Consider the following 22,509-nt stretch of genomic DNA (forward strand, 5'->3'; position numbering starts at 1 on the left):
AATTTCCGAACAGGGGAGCAGGCAGGCGATGGCAAAGCGTGCGGCATTCATCGGACTGGGCGTCATGGGTTTTCCGATGGCGGGGTATCTCCAGCAGAAGGGTTACGACACCTGTGTCTACAACCGCACCGCGGCCAAGGCCGGGGAGTGGAAGTCCAAACACGGGGGCCGCAGCGCGGCGACCCCACGGGAAGCGGCCGAAGGCGCGGATTTCGTCATGGCCTGTGTCGGCAATGATGACGACCTTCGCGGCGTCGTGCTGGGCGCCGACGGCGCCTTTGCAGGGATGAAGGAAGGCGCCATCTTCGTCGATCACACCACGGCCTCGGCGGATGTCGCCCGCGAGCTTGCCGCCAAGGGCGCGGAGATGGGGCTGGGCTTCGTCGACGCACCGGTCTCGGGCGGTCAGGCCGGGGCGGAAAACGGCGTACTGACCGTGATGTGCGGCGGCGATCAGGCGCATTTCGACGCCGCGAAGCCGGCCATCGACTGCTACGCCCGGGCCTGCGAACGGCTGGGTGGCGTCGGCGCTGGCCAGCTGACCAAGATGGTCAACCAGATCTGCATCGCCGGGCTGGTCCAGGGCCTGTCGGAGGCGCTGCACTTCGCCCAGAAGGCCGGGCTCGACGGCCGCGCGGTGATCGACGTGATCTCCAAGGGCGCCGCCCAGTCCTGGCAGATGGAAAACCGCTACGAGACCATGCTGGACGACAAGTTCGATTTCGGCTTCGCCGTGGACTGGATGCGCAAGGACCTGGGCCTCTGCCTGGAGGAAGGCAAAAGGATCGGTGCGAGCCTGCCTGTGGCCGGTCTGGTCGACCAGTTCTACGGCGACGTCCAGTCCATGGGCGGCGGCCGCTGGGATACCTCCAGCCTGATCCGGCGTCTGCGGCAGCTCCAGAAATCCTATGGCTGACAGGGATGCGCAGGGGGAGGAGGAGACCGGCGCTCCGGCCCCTTCGCCTGCCGAAGCCGCGGAACGGGCCGTCCGTGAGGCGCGCGGCCGCCGGTCCATGGGCCCGTGGACCTGGGCCGTGCTGCTTGTCCTCGTGCTCGTCATCTTCACCACGCTGCTGGTCCGCTGGCCGGCTTGACGGGCCGAAGCCCGCTCTCTAAGTCCCGGTGAACCCGCCAACCGGAGAAATCCCGCATGTCCGACGCGCCCCGCGCCCTGCCCGAGACGATCGACGCGACCGTCGAGTTGCTGTCCCAGGGCGATTATGTCGCCGACCGCAGTCTGGCGACCGTGGCCTTCCTGTCGCTGCGCATGGGCCGCCCGATCTTCCTGGAAGGCGAGGCCGGCGTCGGCAAGACCGAGATCGCCAAGGTCCTGGCGCACAGCCTGGGCCGGAAGCTGGTCCGGCTGCAGTGCTATGAGGGACTGGATACGGCTTCGGCTGTCTATGAATGGAACTACGCCCGCCAGATGCTGGAGATCCGCCTGGCCGAGGCAGCGGGCGAGACCGACCGCGAGAAGCTGGCGAAGGGTATCTTCACCGAGGAGTTCCTGATCCGCCGGCCGCTGCTGCAGGCGCTGGAAAGCGAGAACGGCGCCGCCCCGGTACTGCTGATCGACGAACTGGACCGCACCGACGAACCCTTCGAGGCCTATCTGCTGGAGGTGCTGTCCGACTACCAGATCACGATCCCCGAGATCGGCACCATCAAGGCCGCCGAGCCGCCGATCGTCGTCATCACCTCCAACCGCACCCGGGAGATCCATGACGCGCTGAAGCGGCGCTGCCTTTATCACTGGGTCGACTATCCCTCTGCCGAGCGCGAACTCGAGATTCTCGCCCGCAAGGCCCCCGGCGCGCCGGAGCGGCTGACGCGGGAGATCGTCGGCTTCATCCAGGAGCTCAGGAAGATGGACCTGTTCAAGGTTCCGGGCGTGGCCGAAACCATCGACTGGACCAAGGCGCTGAGTGAACTCGATGTCATCGCCCTCGATCCCGACACGGTGAACAACACCCTTGGCGTGATCCTGAAATATCAGGATGACATTGCGAAGATGCAGGGCAGCGAGGCGGCGAGGATCCTGCGCCAGGTCCAGGCCGAGGCGGCCGCGCTGGGATGAGTCCCGACACCCCGCCCGCCGCCGGCGACGGCGGCCCGGAGAGGGATGGCGGAAGCACCGGCGGCGGCCGCTTCGCCGAGAACATCATGTACTTCGCGCGCGCGCTCAGGGCCGCCGGCCTGCCGGTGGGCCCGGGCCAGATGCTGGACGCGATCCGCGCGGTCGAGACGGCCGGCCTGCGGCGGCGCGACGACTTCTACTGGACCCTGCACGCGATCTTCGTGAAGCGCCGCGACCAGAAGGAGCTGTTCGACCAGGCGTTCCAGATCTTCTGGCGCAATCCGGAGCTGCTGGAAAAGATGATGTCGCTGCTGATGCCCGTGGTGCATCCAGACATCGAGGAGACGCCGGCGGAGAAGAAGAAGGCGATGCGCCGCGTCGCCGAGGCGCTGGCGCGCGCGCAGGAAGACCAGCCGGTCGGCGAGAAGAAGGAACTCGAAGTCGACATGTCGCTGACCGTTTCCGACGAGGAACGGTTGCAGGCCAAGGACTTCGAGGACATGACGGCCGAGGAGCTGGAACGGGCGCGCAAGGCGATCCAGCGCATGCGCCTGCCGCTGGCCGACATCAAGACGCGGCGTTTCGCGCCCAAGGCCCATGGCCGCCGTGTCGACATGCGCCGGTCCTTCCGCTCGACGCTGAAGTCCGGCGGCGACATCGTGAAGCTGGAACACCGCGCCCGCGTCCGGCGCCATCCACCGCTGGTCATCCTCTGCGACATCTCCGGCTCCATGGAACGTTATTCGCGGATGATGCTGCACTTCATGCACGCGGTGACCAACGACCGGGACCGGGTCCACAGCTTCGTCTTCGGCACGCGGCTGACCAACATCAGCCGCCATCTCAGGCACCGCGACATCGACCTGGCGCTCGAGCGGATCGGCGATCAGGTGCGGGACTGGTCCGGCGGCACCCGTATCGGGGCGACCCTGGCCGAGTTCAACCAGTACTGGTCCAGGCGGGTGCTGGGGCAGGGCGCGGTGGTCCTGCTGATCACTGACGGCCTGGACCGGGACGCCGGCGAGGGGCTGGAGAAGGAGATGGAGCGGCTTCACAAGTCGTGCCGTCGGCTGATCTGGCTGAACCCGCTCCTGCGCTATGACGGCTTCAAGCCAAGGGCGCGCGGCATCCGGGCGATCCTGCCTCATGTTGACGAATTTCTGCCGGTCCACAATCTTCAGAGTCTCGGCGACCTGACGGCCGCCCTGAGCGATCTCGGCCGGCGCCGCAATGCGGGCGCCGGCATCATGGCAGAGGCGGAGGCGGAGGCGCAGACATGAACCAGGAACGCAGCGATATCCTGCAGACGGCGGCGGACTGGCAGGACGCCGGCCGCAAGGTGGCCCTGGCCACGGTGGTCTCGACCTGGGGTTCCGCGCCGCGCCCGGCCGGCAGCCAGCTTGCCGTCTCGGACAGCGGCGACTTCATCGGCTCCGTCTCGGGCGGCTGCGTCGAGGGCGCGGTGGTGGCCGAGGCGCAGCAGATCATGCAGTCGGGCGCGCCGAAGCTGCTGGAGTTCGGCGTGTCCAATGACGAGGCCTGGGAAGTGGGCCTTGCCTGCGGCGGCCGCATCTCCGTCTTCGTGGAGAAGCTGAGCTAGATGGACCGCGACATCCTCAGGGAATTGCTGGCGGACCGCGATGCCAAGCGGTCCGTGGTTCTGGCGACCGTGCTCGAGAGCGGCGCCCAGCGCCTGATCCGGCCGGGTGGAGACGATCCGCTTCAGGCCGAGGCCGAGGCTGCGATCCGCGCCGACAAGCCGGCGACGGTGGAAACCGACGACGGGCAGGTGTTCCTCAACGTCTTCAACCCGCCGCTGCGCATGATCATCGTCGGCGCAGTCCACATTGCGCAGTTCCTGGCGCCCATGGCGCAGATGACCGGCTATGCCGTCACCATCATCGACCCCCGTCAGGCCTGGGCGACGCCGGAGCGTTTTCCCGATATCCGAATCGTCGACGAATGGCCCGACGACGCCATGGCCGAGCTGACGCCTGATCACCGCACCGCGATCGTCACGCTGACCCACGATCCGAAGCTGGACGACCCGGCGCTGCAGGCGGCGCTGAAGTCGGAAGCATTCTATGTCGGTTCGCTGGGCTCCACGCGGACCCACGCCAAGCGCGTGCAGCGCATGGAGAGCGCCGGCTATTCCGAGGCCGAGATCGGCCGTATCCATGCGCCCGTCGGCCTCGACATCGGCGCCAAGTCGCCGGCGGAGATCGCCGTCTCCGTCATGGCCCAGGTGACGGCGGCGCTCCGGGGCGCGGCGTGAGGTTCGGCCGGCTACCACTCGATGAGGCGGAAGGGGCGCTCCTCGCCCACTCGGTCACGGTGGACGGCCGCCGCCTGAAGAAGGGACATCGGCTGACCCGCCAGGACATCGCCGGGCTGGCGCAGGCCGGGTATCCGGACATACTCGCCGCGCGTCTTGAAGCGGGCGACGTGAGCGAGGACGAGGCGGCCGGACGCATCGCCGAGGCCGCCTGCGGGGATGGTGCAGCTGTCAACGCACCGTTCACGGGCCGCTGCAATATCTACGCGGAAGTATCTGGTATCGTTTGCATCGATCCGGAAATCGTCGCGTCGATCAATTCGATCGACGAGTCGATCACCATTGCCACGCTCCGGCCCTACGAGGCCGTCGAGAAGGGGCAGATGCTGGCGACGGTCAAGATCATTCCTTTCGCGGTCGAGGCGCATCTGCTCGCTGCCGCGACCGAGCGGGCGACCGGCGCGGTGCGGGTCGCACCCTTCCAGGCGCGGCGCGTCGGCGTGATCTCGACCAGGCTGCCGGAAACCAAGGCGAGCGTCATCGACAAGGGCGTGGAACTGATGCGCCGGCGTCTCGAACGGACCGGCGGCGAGGTCGCCGAGGCGGTCACCATCGACCATCATGAGGATGCGGTGGCGGAGGCGGTGGCGAAACAGGCGGCGGCCGGTCTCGCGCCCATCGTGATCTTTTCCGCGTCCGCGATCACCGACCGCCGCGACGTGGTGCCGGCGGGGATCGTCGCCGCCGGCGGCGGGATCGACCATTACGGCATGCCGGTCGATCCGGGCAACCTGATGCTGATGGCGCGGATCGGGGATGCGCCGGTAATCGGCGCGCCGGGCTGCGCCCGAAGCCCGAAGGAAAACGGGTTCGACTGGGTAATCAACCGTCTGGCCGCCGGTCTTGAAGTCGGGCCGGGCGAGATCATGGCCATGGGGGTCGGCGGTCTGCTGGTCGACACGGGTCAGCGCGGGGCGCCCCGGGAGAAGCGCGCCTCGACCGCCCCGCGCATGCCGAAGGTGGCCGCCATCCTGCTCGCCGCCGGCCAGTCGCGGCGCATGGGGGCGGTGAACAAGCTGCTGGCGACGGTCGCGGGCAAGCCGCTGGTCCGCCACGCCTGGGACGCCATCGCCGCCAGCAAGGCGTCTCCTGTCATCGTTGTGACAGGCCACGAGGGTGAGCGCGTCCGCGAGGCGCTGGGTGACGCACCCGAGGCCATCTTCGTGGAGAACCCGGACTATGCGGAGGGACTCAGCACTTCGCTGAACGCTGGTCTGCTTGCCGCGCCGGAAGACTGCGAGGCCGTTGTCGTCTGTCTTGGCGACATGCCGCGGGTGAGGGAGGGACTGATCGACCGGCTGATCAGCGCCTACAACCCGGTCGAGGGGCGCGCCATCTGCGTGCCCACGCGGGACGGCAAGCGGGGCAATCCCGTGCTGTTCGACCGGCAGTTCTTCGCCGAAGTGCGGGACATTGCCGGCGACGTGGGCGCCAAACATCTGATCGGCCGGCACGAGGACATGGTCGCCGAGGTCGCGGTGGATGACGACGCCATCTTTCTGGACGTGGATACGCCAGAAGCGCTGGAGAAACTGGCTTGAGCGAACTGGAGCAGACGGAACTGCTGAAGCTGGCCGCGCGGGCCAGCGGGGCCGGACGGCTGGAGAACCCGGACGGGTCGGCGGAGATCCGCAACCCCTTCTGCGGCGATCGCCTGAAGCTGGACGTGCGCCTGGAGGACGGCAAGGTGGTCGAGATCGGCTACGAAATCCGGGCCTGTCTGGTCTGCCAGGCCTCCGCCTCAATCGTCGGCGAGCACATGCCGGGCCGGCGCGTCGAGGAGATCGCGAGTGTCGCGGCCGAAGTCGAGAAATTTCTCAAGGATGTCGGCGAAGCGCCTGAACTTTTTGCGCTTTTCGAGCCCATGAAGCCCCATCTCAACCGCCATGTCTGCATCCTGATGCCCTTTCAGGGCGTGGCCGAGGCCGCCGAAGACACGGGCTGATTGCACATTCGCCGCGCCCCGGTAGACTTGCCCCCGAGGGTTCAGCCGGGGGGAGTTTCATGATCAGGGCCGTTTTCTTCGTACTCATCTTGGCCGCGAGTGCCGGCGTGACTCAGGCGCGTGAGGTTTCCATCGGCGCGTTCGAGGGCGTCTGGCGCGGCAGCGCGGTTTCCGAGAGCGATATCAGCACGCATTTCCGCGTCACCGCGCGCGATATGGACGTGGAAATCCGCGGCGAGAGCGGCGGCGGTTTCTCGGTGCGCTGGGCCACGATCCTGCGTCAGAAGGGCGTTCCGGACGCCCCGGTCGAAGTTCTGAAGGAGGCCCGGGTCAGCTTCGTGCCCGATCCCGACCGCACCAAGGTCTGGCGTTCGGCGCGCGGCGGCGATCCGATGAGCGGGGAAGGCTACTACTGGGCCCGGCTGGAGGAGCAGACGCTGACCGTTTACGGCCTGGGGGTGGCGGCGGACGGCACGGCTGAGCTGCAGGTCTACCGCCGCACGCTCACCGATCTCGGCATGGAGCTGGAGTTCATCCGTACCGTCGACGGGGAGCCGGTGCGTACGGCCCGCGGCAAGCTGATCAAGTTCGCGAAGTAGCACGCGGCGCGGCAGCCGTGTTCGAACTGCTCGCGGTCGTCGACTTCTCCGCTGCCGCGAGCCCGGGTCCGAAGCGGCCCACGAAGGATCGCTGCTGGGCCGCGATCGCTGTCCGGGGACGCCGGTTCGATCCGGTCTACTGCCGCACCCGGCAGGATCTGCTGGAACTGCTGTACGGGGCACTGGAGAAGGCCGCTGGACCGGCTCTGATCGCCTGGGATTTTCCCTTCGGCTATCCGGTCGGCAGCGGGCTGGGCGGCGGCCGAACAGCGGCGGAATTGCTCTTCGGGCTGGTCGAGGACGGACCGAAGGACGCCAACAACCGCTTCGACGTGGCGGACCGGCTCAATCGCCGGATGGGCAACCCGCCCGGCCCGTTCTGGGGGCGGCCTCGAACGCAGGCGGCGGAAACGGTGTACGAGACACGCCCGTCATTCGGCCATCATGCCTTTGCGGAGTGGCGTCTGGTAGAGCGCCAGGTTCGGGAGGCCGGACACAAGTCCATCCAGAGCGTCTGGAAACTCGCCTATGCCGGCTCAGTGGGCAGCCAGGCCGTCATGGGACTTGCCCTGATCGAACGACTGAACCGCAGCCTCGATCCGGCGCGGCGCACGCTCTACTGGCCGTTCGAGACGGGCTGGAACGCCGATCTCGATGGCGTGGTGCATGTCGAGTGCTGGCCCACTCTGTTTCCGTTCGAGGACCAGCCTTACGCCATCCGCGACGCGCGGCAGGTGGCCGCGACCCGCGATGGTCTGCTGGGTGCGCAGAACGAGGGATATCTTGTCGACATGCTCGCTGCGCCTGCGTCGCTGACGGCGGCGGAACGGGAAGCGGTCACGACCGAGGAGGGCTGGATCCTGGGCTTTCCGTCTCGCTGATCCGCCGTTCGAGCTCGGCGAGGCAGGCCTCCCGGTCGGCTGTGAAGTCCCCCGCGATCCACCAGTCCTCGACAGCCTTCAGCAATTCGCCGACCGGCGGGCCGGCTTTGATGCGGCGCGCCGTTGCGTGGCGTCCGCTGAGGGGGAACTTCGGCGGGCGCCAGTTCCGAGCGGTCTCCCCCGCCTCCGGCGTGACCGCCCCGCCCCGGGCGTGCGCCAGTGCGAGCCGGTCCGCTGCGGCCTCTCCGCCCGAACGATAGACGACCCTGCGGATCGCCGCGGCGTCGGTGCCGGCGTCCTCGGGCAGGGGGGCCACGGCATTCACGACGCGTCCGGCCTCGCGGCGCGAAAGCTTCCACCGTCTCGTGACATCCCCGGCGGTGTCGGCGTCGGCCTCCGGCAGCAATGCCGCAAGCCTGAGTTCCGCGTCGCACGCGCCAGGCAGCGCGTCGGAGACGGAGAGGTCGCGGCATTCGGGCAGCAAACGGGCCAGGATGCCACTTTTTTCCATCCCGTGCAGCGTCTCGGCCGCCCAGGGCCCGGCCAGCAGTCGCTTCGTCTCGTGCCAGACACGCTCGGCCGACAGCCGTTCGAGCCCCTCCGCCAGCGCGGCGCAGGCCTCGAGGCCCGGCGGGTCGAGGTCGAGTCCGATCTGGGCGTGAAAGCGGAAGAAGCGCAGGATTCTCAGATAGTCCTCGCGGATGCGGGTCGCCGCATCGCCGACGAAACGCAGCCGGCGCGCGCGCGCATCGTCGAGGCCCCGGCCGGTCGGGTCGTACAATTGTCCAGCGTGGTCGGCATAAAGAGCATTGACGGTGAAGTCCCGCCGCGCGGCGTCCTCGGCCCAGTCGGTCGTGAACCCCACGACTGCCCGGCGGCCGTCGGTCTCGACGTCGCGCCGCAGGGTCGTGACCTCGACGCCCTGACCCTCCAGCGCGGCTGTCACCGTGCCGTGCTCGACGCCGGTGGGCACCGCCTTGATGCCGGCCTGCTGCAGCGCCTCGATCACGCGCTCCGGCAACAGGGTGGTGGCGATGTCGATGTCGCCGGTCGGCCGGCCCAGAACCCAGTCGCGGACGCAGCCGCCGACATAGCGCGCCTCGCCGCCGGCAGCCTCGAGAGCCGCCAGCACGCGTCCCACGGCCCGATTCCCGCGCCAGGGCGGCGGGGCAGGGGGCGCCCCCCGGGTCATTCGGCGGGCCGGGTTTCCGCCGGCTTGATGACGCCGTCCTCGTAGCGGGGCGGGATGTATTCGCCGCCCGGTTCGCTGCCCATCATGAAGGCGAGCACTGCCATGGTGATCACGCTCAACGCCAGGCCGCTGGCTGTCAGCCAGAGCCAGGGGACCATGGTGAGCCCCTTGTTTTCCCGGCGTTTCGCGATCAGCCAGTAGATGCCATAGAGCACGAAAGGCAGCAGGAACGGCACGACGTGGATGATGAAGCGGCGCATGATCAGCCTTCGTCCGACAGACGCTCGTAGAGGTTCATCAGCATGCCGGCCGTCGCTCCCCAGATGTAGTAGTCGCCATAGGGCATCGCCCACCACCTTCTCGGATTGCCATTGAACCAGCCCGTATGACGATGATGGTTGGCGCTGTCGAGGAGAAAGGCCAGCGGCGTCTCGAAGACCTCGGCGACTTCGTGGGGGTCGGGCGTCGGATCGAAATCCGGGGCCACGATGCCGACGACAGGCGTGACGGCGAAATTGGTGACGGTGCGGTAGACGTCGAGGCGGCCGAGGATTTCCACACGGTCGCGCACGATGCCGACCTCCTCCTCGGTTTCCCTCAGCGCCGTGTCCTCCGGCGATTCGTCATGGGGCTCCATGCGCCCGCCGGGAAAGCTGATCTGGCCGGCATGGGCGCGCAGATGCGCCGTGCGGCGCGTCAGCAGCACCGTCGGTCCCTCCGGACGGTCGACGATCGGCACCAGGACGGCGGCGGGCCGGAGGCTGATGCCGCCTGGCGGCGTATCGGACGTCAGGTCGTAGTCCGAATGGCCCCAGGCCGGTGCGGCCGGCCGGAGGATGCGGCTGCGGATGTCGTCGGGTTTCATGGCGTTCAGTCCAGCGGCCTCCCGTCGCTGCGGCCGATGACATGGAAGCGGCCCGCGCTCATCACCCCCTGGACGGCGACGCCGTCGATCTCGCGCTCCTCGGCGATGTCGACCAGGTCGTAGAAGACGCTGCGGGCCAGGATCCCTTCCAGCCGGTCGCGGACCAGGACAAGGGGAGTCGGCTCGCCGGTCTCTGGGTCCACGGGAACCCTGAGCGGATGAGCCTCGTCCAGCGGCGCCACATCGCCGGTATGGGTGCGGAAGACCAGCGTCTGATCGTCGCCCTCGCCCTCGCGGTACATCTCGCTGACATAGAGCGGCGCGACATCGACTTCGATCGCCAGCCGTTCGGCCGGCGTGACGAGGTAGTGGCGGCCGTCGTCGTCCTTGCGCAGCACCGTCGAGAACAATCTGACCAGCGCCGGCCGCAGGATCGGATCGCCCTCATGGTACCAGGTGCCGTCGGCGGCGATGCGGATATCGATCTCGCCGACATTGGCCGGATCCCAGAGATGCACCGGCGGATAGGATTTCCGCGCTTCCGCGTCCAGGGTTTCCGCCAGCTGGTCGATCCTCAGATGGTTCTTGTCGGGACTCACGCCATTCACTCTCGGCTTCCTTCCGGCACATCGCCGTAAATTGATCCTGCTCACGGGGAATCGTCTCGCAACCCGCGTCATGCTCAATATAATCATCCTCATGCAAAACGTCAGCGAAGCGGGCGAGGACCTCGCCCAGGAAGTGGAAGCGCTGGGCGAGAAGGCCCACCGCATCCGCGACGCGATCGGGCAGGTCATCTTCGGGCAGCATTCGGTGATCGATGAGACGTTGGTGACCCTGCTGTCGGGCGGTCATGTGCTTTTCATCGGGGTGCCGGGCCTGGCGAAGACCAAGCTGGTGGTGACGCTCGGGGCCGTGCTGTCGCTCGACAGCCGGCGCGTGCAGTTCACGCCCGACGTCATGCCGGCCGACATCCTGGGTTCCGAGGTGCTGGAGGAATCCGACGCCGGACGGCGCTCCTTCCGCTTCATCCAGGGGCCGGTCTTCTGCCAGTTGCTGATGGCCGACGAAATCAACCGCGCCAGCCCGCGTACCCAGTCCGCGCTGCTGCAGGCGATGCAGGAATACCATGTCTCCGTCGCCGGCGAGCGTCATGAGCTGCCCCGGCCGTTCCACGTGCTGGCGACCCAGAACCCGCTGGAGCAGGAAGGTACCTATCCGCTGCCGGAGGCGCAGCTCGACCGCTTCTTCATGCAGATCAACGTGCCCTATCCGGACATCGAGGCCGAGCGCCGGATGCTGCTTTCGACGACCGGCGCCGAGGAAGTCTCGCCAGGCGCGGTGATGACCGCCGACGAACTGATGAAGGCGCAGCGGCTGGTCCGGCGCCTGCCGGTCGGCGACAGCGTGGTCGAAGCGATCCTGACGCTGGTGCGGTCCGGCCGGCCCGAGGAGAGCGGCGACGAGGAGATCCGCCGTCACGTAGCCTGGGGACCGGGGCCGCGCGCTTCGCAGGCGCTGATGCTGGGCGTGCGCGCCCGCGCATTGCTGGAGGGCCGCTACGCGCCGTCCGTGGATGATGTCGCCGCGCTGGCGCCGCCGATCCTGCGGCACCGCATGGCCGTCAATTTCGCCGCGCGTGCCGACGGCGTCACCGTCGAGCAGATCGTCGCGCGGCTCGTGAGCCGGCTCTAGCCGCCGATGGCCCTGGCTCCCCCGCCGGCCCGGATCGATCAGCGACTGAGAAAGCGCGCCGACCGGCTCGCCGGCGCGATGGCGCCGCTGCTGGTCGAGGCCGAACGCGTGGCGCAGACCGTCAGCCAGGGCGTGCACGGTCGCCGGCGGGTCGGCGAGGGTGAGAGTTTCTGGCAGTTCCGCCGCTACCAGCAGGGCGATCCGGCCTCGTGGATCGACTGGCGTCAGTCGGCCAAGCGCGTGCCGACCTATGTGCGCCAGAACGAGTGGGAGGCGGCGCAGGCCGTCTGGCTGTGGCGCGACGGTTCCGAATCCATGGATTTCCGCTCGCATCTGGGCCAGACCACGAAACTCCGGCGCGCCACCCTGCTGACGCTGGCGCTGGCCTCTCTGCTGCTGCGCGGCGGCGAGCGCGTGGCCTTTCTCGGCATGGACCGCCCACCCGGGTCCTCGCGTGCGCTGCTGGAGGATTACGCACTGGCGATCGAGAAGGGGCTGGTGGAGGATCACTCCAGCCTGCCGCCGTCGGCCAATCTGCCGCGCTATGCCCAGGTGGTGCTGATTGGTGACTTTCTGACGCCGCTGGACGAGGTCTCCGTCTTCCTGCGGCGGTTCTCCGCAGTTGGCGTGGGCGGTCACCTTCTCCAGATAATGGATCCGGCGGAACATCGGCTGCCCTATGACGGACGGGTGGTGTTCGAAAGCCCGGAAGGCGAGGGCGAAGTGCTGATCGGCCGGACCGAAACGATTCACGAGGAATACGCCGTGCGTGTCGACCGGCGGCAGGCCGATCTGCGCCAGATCGCGCGCAGCGCCGGCTGGACGTTCGACACCCACCACACCGACCAGCCCGCCCAGGCGGCCTTGCTCTCGCTCTACCAGGCGATTTCCGGGGCCAGCCAGTGAACGCCCTGTTGTCCGCCTTTGCCTTCGGCCAGCCCTGGATCCTGCTGGGGCTGCTCTCGTTGCCGGTCATCTGGTGGCTGCTGAGGGCGACGCCGCCGGCGCCGCAGCGGATCAGCTTTCCGCCCGCGCGGCTGATCTTCGAAATGGCCCGGCGCGAGGAGACCCCGGCGCGGACGCCTTGGTGGCTGCTGCTGCTCAGATTGCTGATCGCCGCGCTGATCGTCGCCGGACTGGCCCGGCCCGTCCTCAATCCCGGCGCCGAGTTCGCATCATCGGGGCCGGTGGTGCTGATCGTCGACGACGGCTGGGCGGCGGCGCAGAGCTGGCGCGCACGGGTGCAGACCATGGCCGACATCGCCAACCGCGCCCGGCGGCAGGAACGCCCGGTCATTCTGCTCAGGACGACGCCCGATCCGGATGCGGTGGCGCCGCGCGCGGCATTCATGTCGGCCACCGAGGCGCAGGGAATCATCCAGGGCATGGAGCCCAGATCCTGGCGGCCGGATCACGCCGCCGCCGCGGCGGCGCTGGAAGGGCTGTCGCTGGAGGGCGCGGCCAATCTCTACTGGCTGTCCAACGGCCTTGAAGGAGCCGACGCCCGGGCGCTGATCGAAACCGCCCGCCGTATCGGCACCCTCACCGTCATCGAGCGGCCGGCGGGGGAGAGCGTGACGCTCGTGCGCTCGGTCGAGGGCGCGGGGGCGCAGGTGGAGGTGCGGCTGGAGCGCGACATCGACTCGACCGCGGAGACGGCGATGGTCCGTATGGTCGCCGAGGACGGCCGCATCCTGCTGCGCCGCCCTGTCGCCTTCGAGCCCGGCGCGCGCCAGACCTCGTTGACCGAGACGCTGCCCGTGGAGGCGCTGAACCAGATCGCCCGGGTCGAGATCGAAGGCCGCCAGAGCGCCGGGTCCGTGGCGCTGCTGGGCGACGGCCTGAAACGCTACCGCGCCGGTCTGGCGGGCACGCGCGAGCCGGAACGCGCTCAGCCGCTGCTTTCGGATCTCTACTACCTGGAGCGCGCACTGGCGCCCTTCGCCGAGATTCGCGAAGGCGAGATCGCGCGCCTGCTCGACGAGCCGCTGTCGATGCTGGTGCTGGCCGATGTGGGGCAACTGGTGGAACTCGACCGGCTGAGGGTGGCGGACTGGATCGAGAAGGGCGGAGTGCTGGTGCGTTTCGCCGGCCCGCGGCTGGCCGAACAGTCCGACGACCTGCTGCCGGTGGCGATCCGCCAGGGCGGGCGCAATCTGCAGGGCGCGATGAGCTGGTCGGAGCCGGCGAAGCTGGCCCCATTCCCCGAAAGCAGCCCCTTCCGCGGCCTGCCGGTCCCCAACGATGTCTCGGTCCGCCGCCAGGTGCTGGCGGAGCCGACGGTGGATCTGCCGGACAAGACCTGGGCGCGGCTGGAGGACGGCACGCCGCTTGTGACCGCGGAGCCCCGGGGCAAGGGCTGGCTGATCCTGGTTCACACGTCGGCCAATACGGCCTGGTCGAATCTTTCGCTGTCGGGGCTGTTCGTCGAGATGCTGCGCCGCATGAGCGCCCTGTCGACGGGCATCGACGTCGAGGCCGAGGACAGGATGCTGGCGCCGCAGACCGTGCTCGACGGCTTCGGACGCGGGATCCGGCCCGGTCCGACGGTCCGGCCGCTCAACCAGGCCGCGGCGGCGGAGACCCCCATCGGCCCGCGTCATCCGCCGGGCCTCTACGGGGAAGACGCCGCAGCGCTGGCCTTCAACGTGGGCGACCGGGCCGCGCAGCCGGCGCGCCTGGGTGATCTGCCCGCCGGCGTTCTGCGCGGGGAGATCGGCGGCGATCCGGAGCGCGATCTCGGACCCTGGCTGCTGGCGCTCGCCCTGGCCCTGCTGCTTGCCGACTTCGTCATCGCGCTCTGGCTGCGCGGCCATCATCGATTCTCGCGCCGGAGCGCGACGGCCTCGGCGCTGCTCTGCGCCGCGCTGATGGCCGGCCTCGTGCTGGCGCCCGGCACCGGGCGCGCGCAACAGGCGGGAGAGGTCGACCGCTCGGTGGTCGAGGACGCGCTGGACATGCGCCTGGCCTATGTCGTCACCGGCGACGACAGGGTCGACCGGATGTCGGCCGCCGGCATGTTCGGCCTGAACGAGATCCTGCGCGCCCGCACCTCGGTGGAGCCCGTGGAGGCGGCGGCCCTGAACATCGAGCGCGACGAACTGATCTTCTACCCCGTGATCTACTGGCCGATGACCGAGAGCCAGCCGGCGCTCAGCGACCGGGCGGTGCAGAAGCTCGACAGCTACCTGCGCACGGGCGGCCTGGTGCTGTTCGATACCCGCGACGACGGCAGTCCGATCGGCCGGGGCAGCGACGCGGGGCCGGGCACCATGCGGCTTCGGCAACTGCTTTCGCGCATCGATGTCGGTCCGCTGCAGAGCGTTGACGAAGATCACGTGCTGGGCCGCTCATTCTACCTGATGGACGTCTTTCCCGGCCGGTATTCCGGCGGGCGCGTCTGGGTGGAGAATCTCGAATCCTCGGCCAATGACGGCGTCTCGCCGCTGGTGATCGGCGGCGCCGACTGGGCCGCGGCCTGGGCGATGGACGATTCCGGCCGACCGGTCGCGATGCTGCACGGCGGCGGCAATCAGCGGGAAATGTCGTTCCGTTTCGGCGTCAATCTGGTGATGTACGCGCTGACCGGCAACTACAAGGCCGACCAGGTTCACTTGCCGGCCATCCTCGAGAGGCTGGGCCAGTAGATGTTCATGAATGGCAGCCGACTGGTGTTCGAACCCCTCGTGCCGGAGGCGCTGCTGTTCGTCATGGCCGGGTTCGGCGCGGCGCTGGTGCTGTTCGCGCTGTTCCGGCGCGCGCCCGGCGGGTTGCTGCGCCTCGCACTGATGGGCGTGCTTCTCGCCTTCCTGGCGGGACCGACACTGGTGAAGGAGGAGCGGCGCTATCACGACGACGTGGCGGTGGTGGTGATCGACCGCTCCATCAGTCAGGAGACCGGCGACCGGACGGCGCAGACCGATCGCGCAAGGGCGGCGGTCGAGGCTGCGGCCAGCGGACTCGACGGCCTGGAACTGCGCATTGTCGAGGCCGGCCCGCGCGCCGGCGGGCCGCCGGACGGCACCATGCTTGTGGACGCCGCGCGCCGCGCCATGGAGGGCGTACCCGGCGACCGGCTGGCTGGTGTCGTCATGATCACCGACGGTCAGGTCCACGACCTGCCCGCGGAGGGCGCCGCGGACCTTTTCGGCGCGCCGCTGCATGTATTGCTCACCGGCGAGGAAGACGAACTGGATCGGCGCATCGAGATCGCCTCCGCCCCGGCCTTCGCCATCGTGGGCCAGCAGGCCACGGCGGCGATCGTGGTGCATGACGGCTCCGGCGCCTCGCAGTTCGCCCGGGTCGCGATCCGCCGCGACGGGGAGCCGCTGGAAACCCGTCTGGCGCCGGTGGGGCGGGAGACCGAAATCGAACTCCCCGTCGGCCATGGCGGGCGCAACATCTTTGAGTTCGTCGTCGACGCGGGCGAGGGCGAACTGACCCTGGAAAACAACCGCGCCGCGATCGCGGTGAACGGCGTGCGCGACCGGCTCCGCGTGCTGCTGGTCTCGGGCGAACCCTATAACGGCGAACGGACCTGGCGGAACCTGCTGAAGGCCGACCCGGCGGTCGACCTGGTGCATTTCACCATCCTGCGCCCGCCGCAGAAGCAGGATTCGACGCCGATCCACGAGCTGGCGCTGATCGCCTTCCCGATCCGCGAACTGTTCGAGGTCAAGATCAACGAATTCGACCTGATCATCTTCGACCGCTTCTGGCGCCGGGGCGTGCTGCATTTCGCCTATCTCAACAACATCGTCCACTATGTCCGCAATGGCGGGGCGCTGCTCGACGCGGCCGGGCCGTCCTTCGCCGGGCCGGCCAGTCTCTACCGCACGCCCCTGTCCAAGGTGCTGCCCGGCGCGCCGACGGGCGAGGTTACCGTGACGGGCTTCCGGCCCGAGGTCTCGGAAATCGGCCTGCGGCATCCGGTGACCGCCGACCTGCGCGGCCCCCTGGGCGATCGCGACTGGGGCCGCTGGTTCCGTCTGGTGGACACGGAGGCCGCCGGGGCCGACGTGCTGATGACCGGACCGGGCGACAGGCCGCTGCTGGTGCTCGACCGGGTGGGCGAGGGGCGCGTCGCCCAGGTGCTGTCCGACCAGGCCTGGCTCTGGGCCCGCGGCTACGAGGGCGGCGGGCCACAGGCGGAAATGCTGCGCCGGGTCGCCCACTGGCTGATGAAGGAACCGGCGCTGGAGGAAGAAAGCGTCACCGCCGAGATCGAGGGCCGGCAACTGACCGTGAAACGCCGCTCCCTGACGCCGGGCCCGAAGACGGTGACCGTGACCGGGCCGGACGGCCGCGCGCGCCGGCTGCAATTGCAGGAGGGCAACAACGGCCAGAGCTTCGCCCGCATGGATCTGGACGTCGCCGGGCTCTACCGCGTGCGCGACGGCGATCTGCAGTCGGTCGCCGTCCTCGGCAATCTCAATCCGCTGGAATTCGCCGATCTGATCTCGACGCCGGAGAAGCTGTCGCCGCACGCGGCCGCCTCGGGCGGGGCGATGATCCGGCTCGCCGATACTCCGGAACCGTCCCTGCGCCGCGTCGAACCGGGCGATCGGGCCGCCGGCCGAGGCTGGTACGGTCTGGTCGAGAACGAGGCCTATGATGTGACCGGGATCAGCCGTGCGCCCGCCGCGCCGCCTTGGGTGCTGGTCATCCTGATGCTGGGCCTTGCCCTGCTCGCCTGGCGCCGCGAGAGCCGCTGAGCACACCAGGAGAGGGGATCGCATGGACGTGACAATTCTCGGCAGCGGCTCGCCGATGCCGCATCCGGATCGCGCCGGCCCGGCGACGCTGGTGCGTGCCCGCGACAGGAATTTCCTGTTCGATTGCGGCCGCGGTGTGTTGATGCGGACCGCGGCCGTCGACGTGGGCGCGGCGGCGCTTGCCGGGCTGTTCATTACCCACATGCACAGCGATCATACGACGGACTTCAACGACGTGATCACGACGCGCTGGATCATGAGCCCGGGCCCGAATCCGCTCGCCGTGTACGGGCCGGGCGGAATGGCCGCTTTCGCTCGCGCGACGCTGGCGGCGCTGGAGACGGATATCGGCTACCGCATCGCCCATCACGACGACCTGACCGATCCGCCACGGCTCGATGTTCACGAGCTGGAAGCGGGGCTCGTGCTCGACACCGATGGCGTTCGCATCACCTGTGCGCCCACCGATCACAGCCCGGTCCATCCGACCCTGGGCTACCGCATCGAGGCGGAGGGCCTCGTCGTCGCCATCGCCGGAGACACGGTGCCGTGCGCCGGACTGGACGAGATCTGCCGGGACGCGGACATCTATGTCCAGACCGCGATCCGCCGCGACGTGGTCGAACGTGCGCGGATGCAGCGGATGCGTGATGTTCTGGACTATCACTCCGATGTCCGCCAGGCCGGCGAGACCGCCCGGCGCTGCGGTGTGAAGACACTGGTGCTGAACCATCTCGTGCCGCCACCGTCGCCGGAGCAGGAAGCCGACTGGAAGGCCATCGCCGCCGAGGTCTTCGACGGCGAGATTCTCGTCGCCCGGGATCTGATGCGGATCGGAGGCTGAGCCGCCGCCGGCACTATTCTCCGCCGTCGGGCCCGTAGAAGATCACCCAGGTCGCGAAGTCGTCCGAGAAATCCTCGAAGCGGTGCTCGGCGCCGGCGGGGGCGAAAAGGGCGTCGCCCGGGCCGAAGGGCACGCGTTCGCCATTCATGAAGAACGTGCCCGAGCCGCTGGCGACGATGTAGAGCTCGTCCTGTTCGTGCGGCGTCTGCGGGTCGCGGCCCTTCGGCGCGTAGTAGCGGAGCGTCATGGAGCCGTGCTCCATGAGCAGCGATGACGCGCGGCCCGCCGGAATGGGCGCGGCCTTCGCTTCCTCGACCGTGGCGCGGATCTTCATGGCTCGATCCTATCCGGCGGTGGCGTTGGCCATGACGCCGCCGTCGATGACGAAGGTCTGGCCCGTGGTCCAGGAGCCGGCGGGCGCGGCGAGATAGACGGCGATGCCGGCGATGTCCTCGGGCTCGCCGAGGCGGTTGAGCGGCGTGCCCTTGATCCGCCGCGACGCCCGGTCCTCGTCCGACCACAGCGCTTTTGCGAAGTCGGTCTTCACCAGGCCCGGCGCGATGCAGTTGAAGCGGATGTTGTCCTTGCTGAACTCCGAGGCGAGGTTGCGCACCAGTTGCATGTCCGCAGCCTTCGAGATCGCGTAGGCGCCCAGCGCCGCGCTGCCCTTCAGACCGCCGATGGAGGAGACGATGATGAAGGCGCCGTCCTTGCGGGCCTGCATTTCCGGCACGACCATCTGCGCCAGCCAGAGATTCGACTGCACGTTGCAGGTCATGATCTTGTCGAAGGCCTCGTCGGGAATGTCGAGGTTGGAGCCCATGAAGGGGTTCACCGCGGCATTGCAGATCATGATGTCGATCTGCCCGTAGGCGGCCTTCGACTGCTCGACCAGCTTCCCGAGATCGTCGCGGTGGGTGATGTTGCAGGCGATCGCCGTCGCCTCGCCGCCATCGGCCGTGATCTCGTCGACCACGGCCTGGCAGGCGTCCAGCTTGCGGCTGGCGACGACGACCTTGGCGCCGTGGGCGGCCAGGGCCTGGCAGATCGCCTTGCCGATGCCCTTGGACCCGCCGGTGACGACCGCGGTCTTGCCGCTCAGGTCGAAGAGGTGCCGCATCGCGTCAGCGTCCCGGCATGGCCGGGCGCTTGGTGCAGCGGTTCAGCCAGTCCGGAATGTTCGGATATGCCGACATGTCGAACTTCGAGAGCTTCGCCCAGAGCAGCACGCCGGCGACGTTCAGATCGGCGACGGTGAATTCGTTGCCCACCAGATAGTCGTGATCCGCCAGGTGGTTGTTGAGCACGGTCAGCGGCCATTCGAGGTCCTTCTTCGACTGCTCGACCACCTTCGGGTCGCGCTGGTCCTCGGGCAGCATCGCGGCGTGGAACAGGTAGTTCAGGATCGGCTTCTCGACGTCGGTCATGACCCAGAAGCTCCACTCCAGAACCCGGGCCTCGCCCTGCAAGTCCTTCGGCATCAGCTTGCCGTGCTTCTTGGCCAGATAGATGTTGATGGCGCAGCTTTCGCCCAGGGCGAAATCGCCGTCCTCGATCGCCGGGACATGGCCGGCGCGGTTGATCGAGAGATATTCCGGCTTCCGCGTGACGCCGGAGCGGAAATCCATCGTGTCCTGCTCGTAATCGAGGCCCAGTTCGTTGGCCATCCAGACCGTGCGCAGGGCGCGGGACTGGTTCGGTCCGTGGATCTTCAGCTTGCTCACCGTGTTTCCTCCCCATCGGTCAGGCTTGCGACGGGCGGCATTTGATCCGCCTTCGGCACGGCAGTCAATCGCCGCCGCCGGCGCAGATCCGCCCACTGCATCAGGGCGATGGAACCCAGCACCAGCAGGCCGCCCAGCGCCTGCAACAGGCCCAGCAACTCGCCGAACAGCGCCCACGCCTCGACGATCGAGGTCACCGGCTGGATATTGGTGAACATGCCCGCCTTGAGCGCCCCGATGCGGCTGATGGCGTAGAGATACATCGGCATGGCCGAGCCCTGCAGCAGGGCGACGCCGAACAGTCCGCCCCAGCCGCCCGGCGTTTCGGGCAGGCGGACCTCGGCGAGGGTCAGGCCGATCAGGGCCATCACGACCAGCGACACCCAGCCGAAATGGAACGTCATGACGAAGACGTTGACCCGTCCGAAATGCCGCGCGACGAGGACCGCGTTGATGGCGGTCGCGACGGCCGCCACCAGCGAGAAGGCGACGCCCCGCCAGTCCGCGTCGCCGGCCGAGGCGCCCAGCATCATCGCCAGGCCGACGAAGGCCAGGACGATGCAGAACAGCTTGAGCGGGCTCGACGGTTCGATGCGGAAGACGGTGACGATCACCGCGATGAGGATGGGGAAGGTGAAGAAGAGCAGCGCCGCCAGGCCGACGGAGATGAACTCGACCGCCCCGATATTGCCGTAGGTCATGGCGGTCATCAGAACGCCGTTCAGCAGCGCCAGCGGAAACAGGCCGGGCGGCAGGCGGAAGGTGCGCCGCGTGACCAGCAGGCCGATGGCGATGGCCGTGATCATCATCGAGGTGCGCGTGGCCGCCACCACGATGCCGCTCGCGCCGCCATCATAGGCGAAACGCGCCACGGCCACGGCGCTGCCCAGGAACACGCCTGCCAGCAGCGCCAGCAGGAGGCCGGCGATCTGAGTCCTGTCCGCTTCCACGATTCCTCCCCGGCCGTCAGGGTGGCGCGACCGCGGGCGGCGGCGCAACCGCTATCGGCGGGAGGGTGGGCCGTGGATTCCGGCGGTCGGCACCGGCACGGGGCATTTCCCCTACCGTCCGGCCGGTGACCCGGGTGTAGAATCGCGTCACGGCCGTCCTGCCGGCGGCCGCCGGTTGGTTCCAGATCAGGTGGCCCCGTTCGTTCATGATGCTCTCCCCGCGCCTAGGCCATACAGGACCGGTGACAGCTGCCGGAAATCCGGTTCCGGCCGGACGGCCGCCGCCGCTGGGCGTCCGGGCCGGGCAAGTGACGCCATGAGGGTCGTGGCCTGGAACTGCGCCATGGCGCTCGAGCGGAAATGGCCGGCTCTGGATGCGCTGGCCCCCGACATCGCCGTCATCAGCGAATGCGCCCGTCCCGAACGCCTGCGCGCCGCCGGCATGGACCTGCCGCCCCGCCGTATCGCCTGGACGGGGCCGAACGAGGTCAAGGGTCTGGCCGTGATCGCGCGCGCGCCGTTCCGCGTGCGCCGTCTGCCCGTGCACGATCCGGCCCTGCCGCACGTCATGCCGGTGGAGGTCCGGGGCGCCGGGCTCCGTTTCACCGTGCTCGCCGTCTGGGCCCAGAACGCGTCCGGGGGGTTCCGGCGCCGGGCCGAGCCGGGCCCCTTCAACCGCGCGCTGGACCGCTATGGCTGGCTGGCGGGGCAGGGGCCGCTGATCGCGGCCGGCGACTTCAACAACCACGAACGCTGGGACCGGCCGGGCCATGCCATCAACTTCGCCGAGAACGTCGCGCGCTGCCGGCGGCTGGGCCTGGTCAGCGCCTATCATCTGGCCCGCGGCGAGCCCTTCGGCGCCGAGAGCGAGCCGACCCATTACTGGCGCGACCGGCGCGAGGACGGGCCGACCTATCACATCGACTACCTGTTCTTCAGCGCCCGCTGGCGGCCGCGGCTGCGCCGTTTCGGGGTCGGGCCTTTCGCCGATTTCTGCGCCGCCGGACTCTCCGATCACGCGCCGCTGGCGGCGGATTTCGACCTCGGCCGGGGCGCCCGGTCGGGGGCGAAACCGGCACCGTCTTGGCTATTGCCAGTGCGCGGGCGATCCGCTAGAAACCCGTCTCCGCTGAACGGGGCCACTGGCGCCGTTTGAGAGTGTGGGCGCATAGCTCAGTTGGTAGAGCAGCTGACTCTTAATCAGCGGGCCGTAGGTTCGAGTCCTACTGCGCCCACCAATTCTCCCGATGATTCCGACAGGTCGGCGGCCGCGGTCAGGCCGCGGTGGCGCCGCGGCGCAGGCCGACCATCATGTTCCAGAGGTCGTTGACTGCGACCGGCTTGGACAGGCGGGGCGCCTCGCGCAGCGCCGGGTGGCCGTCGGGGTCGGCCCTGTAGCCGCTGACCACGGCATAGGGAATGTCGCGGCGGCAAAGCTCGTGCGCCACGGGCGCCACGCTGGTCTCCCCGAGTACCTCGTCCAGCAGGGCGGCCTCCGGACGGTCCCGTTCGATCGCCCCGATCGCCCGCCCCACGGTCGCGACAGGACCGAGGACGGTGCAGCCGAAGCCCTCCAGCATGTTGCGCAGGTCGAGCGCGATCAGGGCCTCGTCCTCGACCACCAGCACCCGCCATCCGTTCAGCATCGTTTCCTCGTCCCGCATCTCCGTTATCCGCATTCTTCTTCT

General features: G+C 68.9%; 25 protein-coding genes and 1 tRNA gene. 17 read left to right on the forward strand and 9 right to left on the reverse strand.

Features of this window, described 5'->3' with window-relative positions; all coding sequences use genetic code 11:
• The first annotated feature begins 28 nt into the window (after window positions 1-28).
• From TEF_09800 to TEF_09845, 10 genes are all read left to right on the forward strand, one after another.
• Window positions 29-916 (forward strand): oxidoreductase, encoded by an 888-nt coding sequence (locus TEF_09800; protein ID ANK81056.1) that lies wholly within the window; start codon window positions 29-31, stop codon window positions 914-916.
• On the forward strand, window positions 909-1,094 hold the full coding sequence (locus tag TEF_09805) for a hypothetical protein (protein ID ANK81057.1): 186 nt from the start codon (window positions 909-911) through the stop codon (window positions 1,092-1,094). Before TEF_09800 ends, TEF_09805 begins: the two co-directional genes overlap by 8 nt.
• Window positions 1,095-1,150: 56 nt before the next feature.
• Window positions 1,151-2,077 (forward strand): ATPase, encoded by a 927-nt coding sequence (locus TEF_09810; protein ANK81058.1) that lies wholly within the window; start codon window positions 1,151-1,153, stop codon window positions 2,075-2,077.
• 86 nt (window positions 2,078-2,163) lie between these two features.
• Window positions 2,164-3,357, forward strand: coding sequence for a VWA domain-containing protein (locus TEF_09815; GenBank protein ANK83400.1), 1,194 nt, complete (start codon window positions 2,164-2,166; stop codon window positions 3,355-3,357).
• A complete protein-coding gene (locus TEF_09820; protein ANK81059.1) occupies window positions 3,354-3,677 on the forward strand; it encodes a hypothetical protein in 324 nt (107 codons plus the stop codon). Before TEF_09815 ends, TEF_09820 begins: the two co-directional genes overlap by 4 nt.
• A complete protein-coding gene (locus tag TEF_09825) occupies window positions 3,678-4,352 on the forward strand; it encodes a hypothetical protein (protein ANK81060.1) in 675 nt (224 codons plus the stop codon).
• Window positions 4,349-5,953: a 4-diphosphocytidyl-2C-methyl-D-erythritol kinase gene (locus TEF_09830; GenBank protein ID ANK81061.1), complete on the forward strand. Its 1,605-nt coding sequence runs from the start codon at window positions 4,349-4,351 to the stop codon at window positions 5,951-5,953. The genes TEF_09825 and TEF_09830 overlap by 4 nt, the downstream gene beginning before the upstream one ends.
• Window positions 5,950-6,357 (forward strand): hypothetical protein, encoded by a 408-nt coding sequence (locus tag TEF_09835; protein ID ANK81062.1) that lies wholly within the window; start codon window positions 5,950-5,952, stop codon window positions 6,355-6,357. The genes TEF_09830 and TEF_09835 overlap by 4 nt, the downstream gene beginning before the upstream one ends.
• Window positions 6,358-6,416: 59 nt before the next feature.
• On the forward strand, window positions 6,417-6,956 hold the full coding sequence (locus TEF_09840) for a hypothetical protein (protein ID ANK81063.1): 540 nt from the start codon (window positions 6,417-6,419) through the stop codon (window positions 6,954-6,956).
• Between the two features lie 17 nt (window positions 6,957-6,973).
• Entirely contained in the window at window positions 6,974-7,837 is an 864-nt protein-coding gene (locus TEF_09845; GenBank protein ID ANK81064.1) for a hypothetical protein, read from the forward strand.
• On the opposite strand, the gene TEF_09850 is transcribed toward TEF_09845, so the two are convergent.
• The 4 genes from TEF_09850 to TEF_09865 are packed head-to-tail and all read right to left on the reverse strand — an operon-like array spanning window position 7,794 to window position 10,472.
• Window positions 7,794-9,029: a hypothetical protein gene (locus tag TEF_09850; protein ID ANK81065.1), complete on the reverse strand. Its 1,236-nt coding sequence runs from the start codon at window positions 9,027-9,029 to the stop codon at window positions 7,794-7,796. The two genes, TEF_09845 and TEF_09850, sit on opposite strands and share 44 nt — an antisense overlap.
• Window positions 9,026-9,289: a hypothetical protein gene (locus tag TEF_09855; protein ID ANK81066.1), complete on the reverse strand. Its 264-nt coding sequence runs from the start codon at window positions 9,287-9,289 to the stop codon at window positions 9,026-9,028. The genes TEF_09850 and TEF_09855 overlap by 4 nt, the downstream gene beginning before the upstream one ends.
• Window positions 9,290-9,291: 2 nt before the next feature.
• Window positions 9,292-9,894 (reverse strand): hypothetical protein, encoded by a 603-nt coding sequence (locus TEF_09860; GenBank protein ID ANK81067.1) that lies wholly within the window; start codon window positions 9,892-9,894, stop codon window positions 9,292-9,294.
• A 5-nt stretch (window positions 9,895-9,899) separates the two neighbouring features.
• Window positions 9,900-10,472 carry a hypothetical protein gene (locus tag TEF_09865; GenBank protein ANK83401.1) on the reverse strand — a complete coding sequence of 191 codons (573 nt, stop codon included), beginning with the start codon at window positions 10,470-10,472 and terminating at the stop codon, window positions 9,900-9,902.
• Between the two features lie 121 nt (window positions 10,473-10,593).
• Between TEF_09865 and TEF_09870 the strand changes: the two genes are divergently transcribed.
• From TEF_09870 to TEF_09890, 5 genes are read left to right on the forward strand one after another with little or no spacing between them, the layout of a single operon-like run.
• Entirely contained in the window at window positions 10,594-11,589 is a 996-nt protein-coding gene (locus TEF_09870) for an AAA family ATPase (GenBank protein ID ANK83402.1), read from the forward strand.
• A gap of 6 nt (window positions 11,590-11,595) precedes the next feature.
• Window positions 11,596-12,495: a hypothetical protein gene (locus TEF_09875; protein ANK81068.1), complete on the forward strand. Its 900-nt coding sequence runs from the start codon at window positions 11,596-11,598 to the stop codon at window positions 12,493-12,495.
• Window positions 12,492-15,236 carry a hypothetical protein gene (locus TEF_09880; protein ANK81069.1) on the forward strand — a complete coding sequence of 915 codons (2,745 nt, stop codon included), beginning with the start codon at window positions 12,492-12,494 and terminating at the stop codon, window positions 15,234-15,236. Before TEF_09875 ends, TEF_09880 begins: the two co-directional genes overlap by 4 nt.
• 6 nt (window positions 15,237-15,242) lie before the next feature.
• Window positions 15,243-17,303 carry a hypothetical protein gene (locus tag TEF_09885; GenBank protein ID ANK83403.1) on the forward strand — a complete coding sequence of 687 codons (2,061 nt, stop codon included), beginning with the start codon at window positions 15,243-15,245 and terminating at the stop codon, window positions 17,301-17,303.
• Window positions 17,304-17,325: 22 nt separating this feature from the next.
• Window positions 17,326-18,147, forward strand: coding sequence for a ribonuclease Z (locus TEF_09890; protein ID ANK81070.1), 822 nt, complete (start codon window positions 17,326-17,328; stop codon window positions 18,145-18,147).
• A 13-nt stretch (window positions 18,148-18,160) separates the two neighbouring features.
• On the opposite strand, the gene TEF_09895 is transcribed toward TEF_09890, so the two are convergent.
• From TEF_09895 to TEF_09910, 4 genes are read right to left on the reverse strand one after another with little or no spacing between them, the layout of a single operon-like run.
• Complete coding sequence (locus tag TEF_09895) at window positions 18,161-18,439, reverse strand: cupin (protein ID ANK83404.1); 279 nt, start codon at window positions 18,437-18,439, stop codon at window positions 18,161-18,163.
• A gap of 51 nt (window positions 18,440-18,490) precedes the next feature.
• Complete coding sequence (locus tag TEF_09900) at window positions 18,491-19,267, reverse strand: short-chain dehydrogenase (GenBank protein ID ANK81071.1); 777 nt, start codon at window positions 19,265-19,267, stop codon at window positions 18,491-18,493.
• Between the two features lie 4 nt (window positions 19,268-19,271).
• Window positions 19,272-19,814 carry a hypothetical protein gene (locus TEF_09905; protein ANK83405.1) on the reverse strand — a complete coding sequence of 181 codons (543 nt, stop codon included), beginning with the start codon at window positions 19,812-19,814 and terminating at the stop codon, window positions 19,272-19,274.
• A 53-nt stretch (window positions 19,815-19,867) separates the two neighbouring features.
• Window positions 19,868-20,869 (reverse strand): hypothetical protein, encoded by a 1,002-nt coding sequence (locus TEF_09910; GenBank protein ID ANK81072.1) that lies wholly within the window; start codon window positions 20,867-20,869, stop codon window positions 19,868-19,870.
• 295 nt (window positions 20,870-21,164) lie between these two features.
• Here TEF_09910 and TEF_09915 point away from each other — a divergent pair, with 295 nt between their 5' ends.
• Window positions 21,165-21,977, forward strand: a complete 813-nt coding sequence (locus TEF_09915) for a hypothetical protein (protein ID ANK81073.1) — start codon at window positions 21,165-21,167, stop codon at window positions 21,975-21,977.
• A 6-nt stretch (window positions 21,978-21,983) separates the two neighbouring features.
• Window positions 21,984-22,059: transfer RNA gene (locus TEF_09920), tRNA-Lys, on the forward strand.
• Between the two features lie 36 nt (window positions 22,060-22,095).
• Here TEF_09920 and TEF_09925 read toward each other — a convergent pair.
• The gene (locus TEF_09925) at window positions 22,096-22,485 is read right to left on the reverse strand and encodes a hypothetical protein (GenBank protein ANK81074.1); all 390 of its coding nucleotides are present in this window, start codon (window positions 22,483-22,485) and stop codon (window positions 22,096-22,098) included.
• Window positions 22,486-22,509 lie beyond the last annotated feature (24 nt).

The sequence above is a fragment of the Rhizobiales bacterium NRL2 genome (assembly GCA_001664005.1).
GTDB lineage: Bacteria > Pseudomonadota > Alphaproteobacteria > Minwuiales > Minwuiaceae > Minwuia.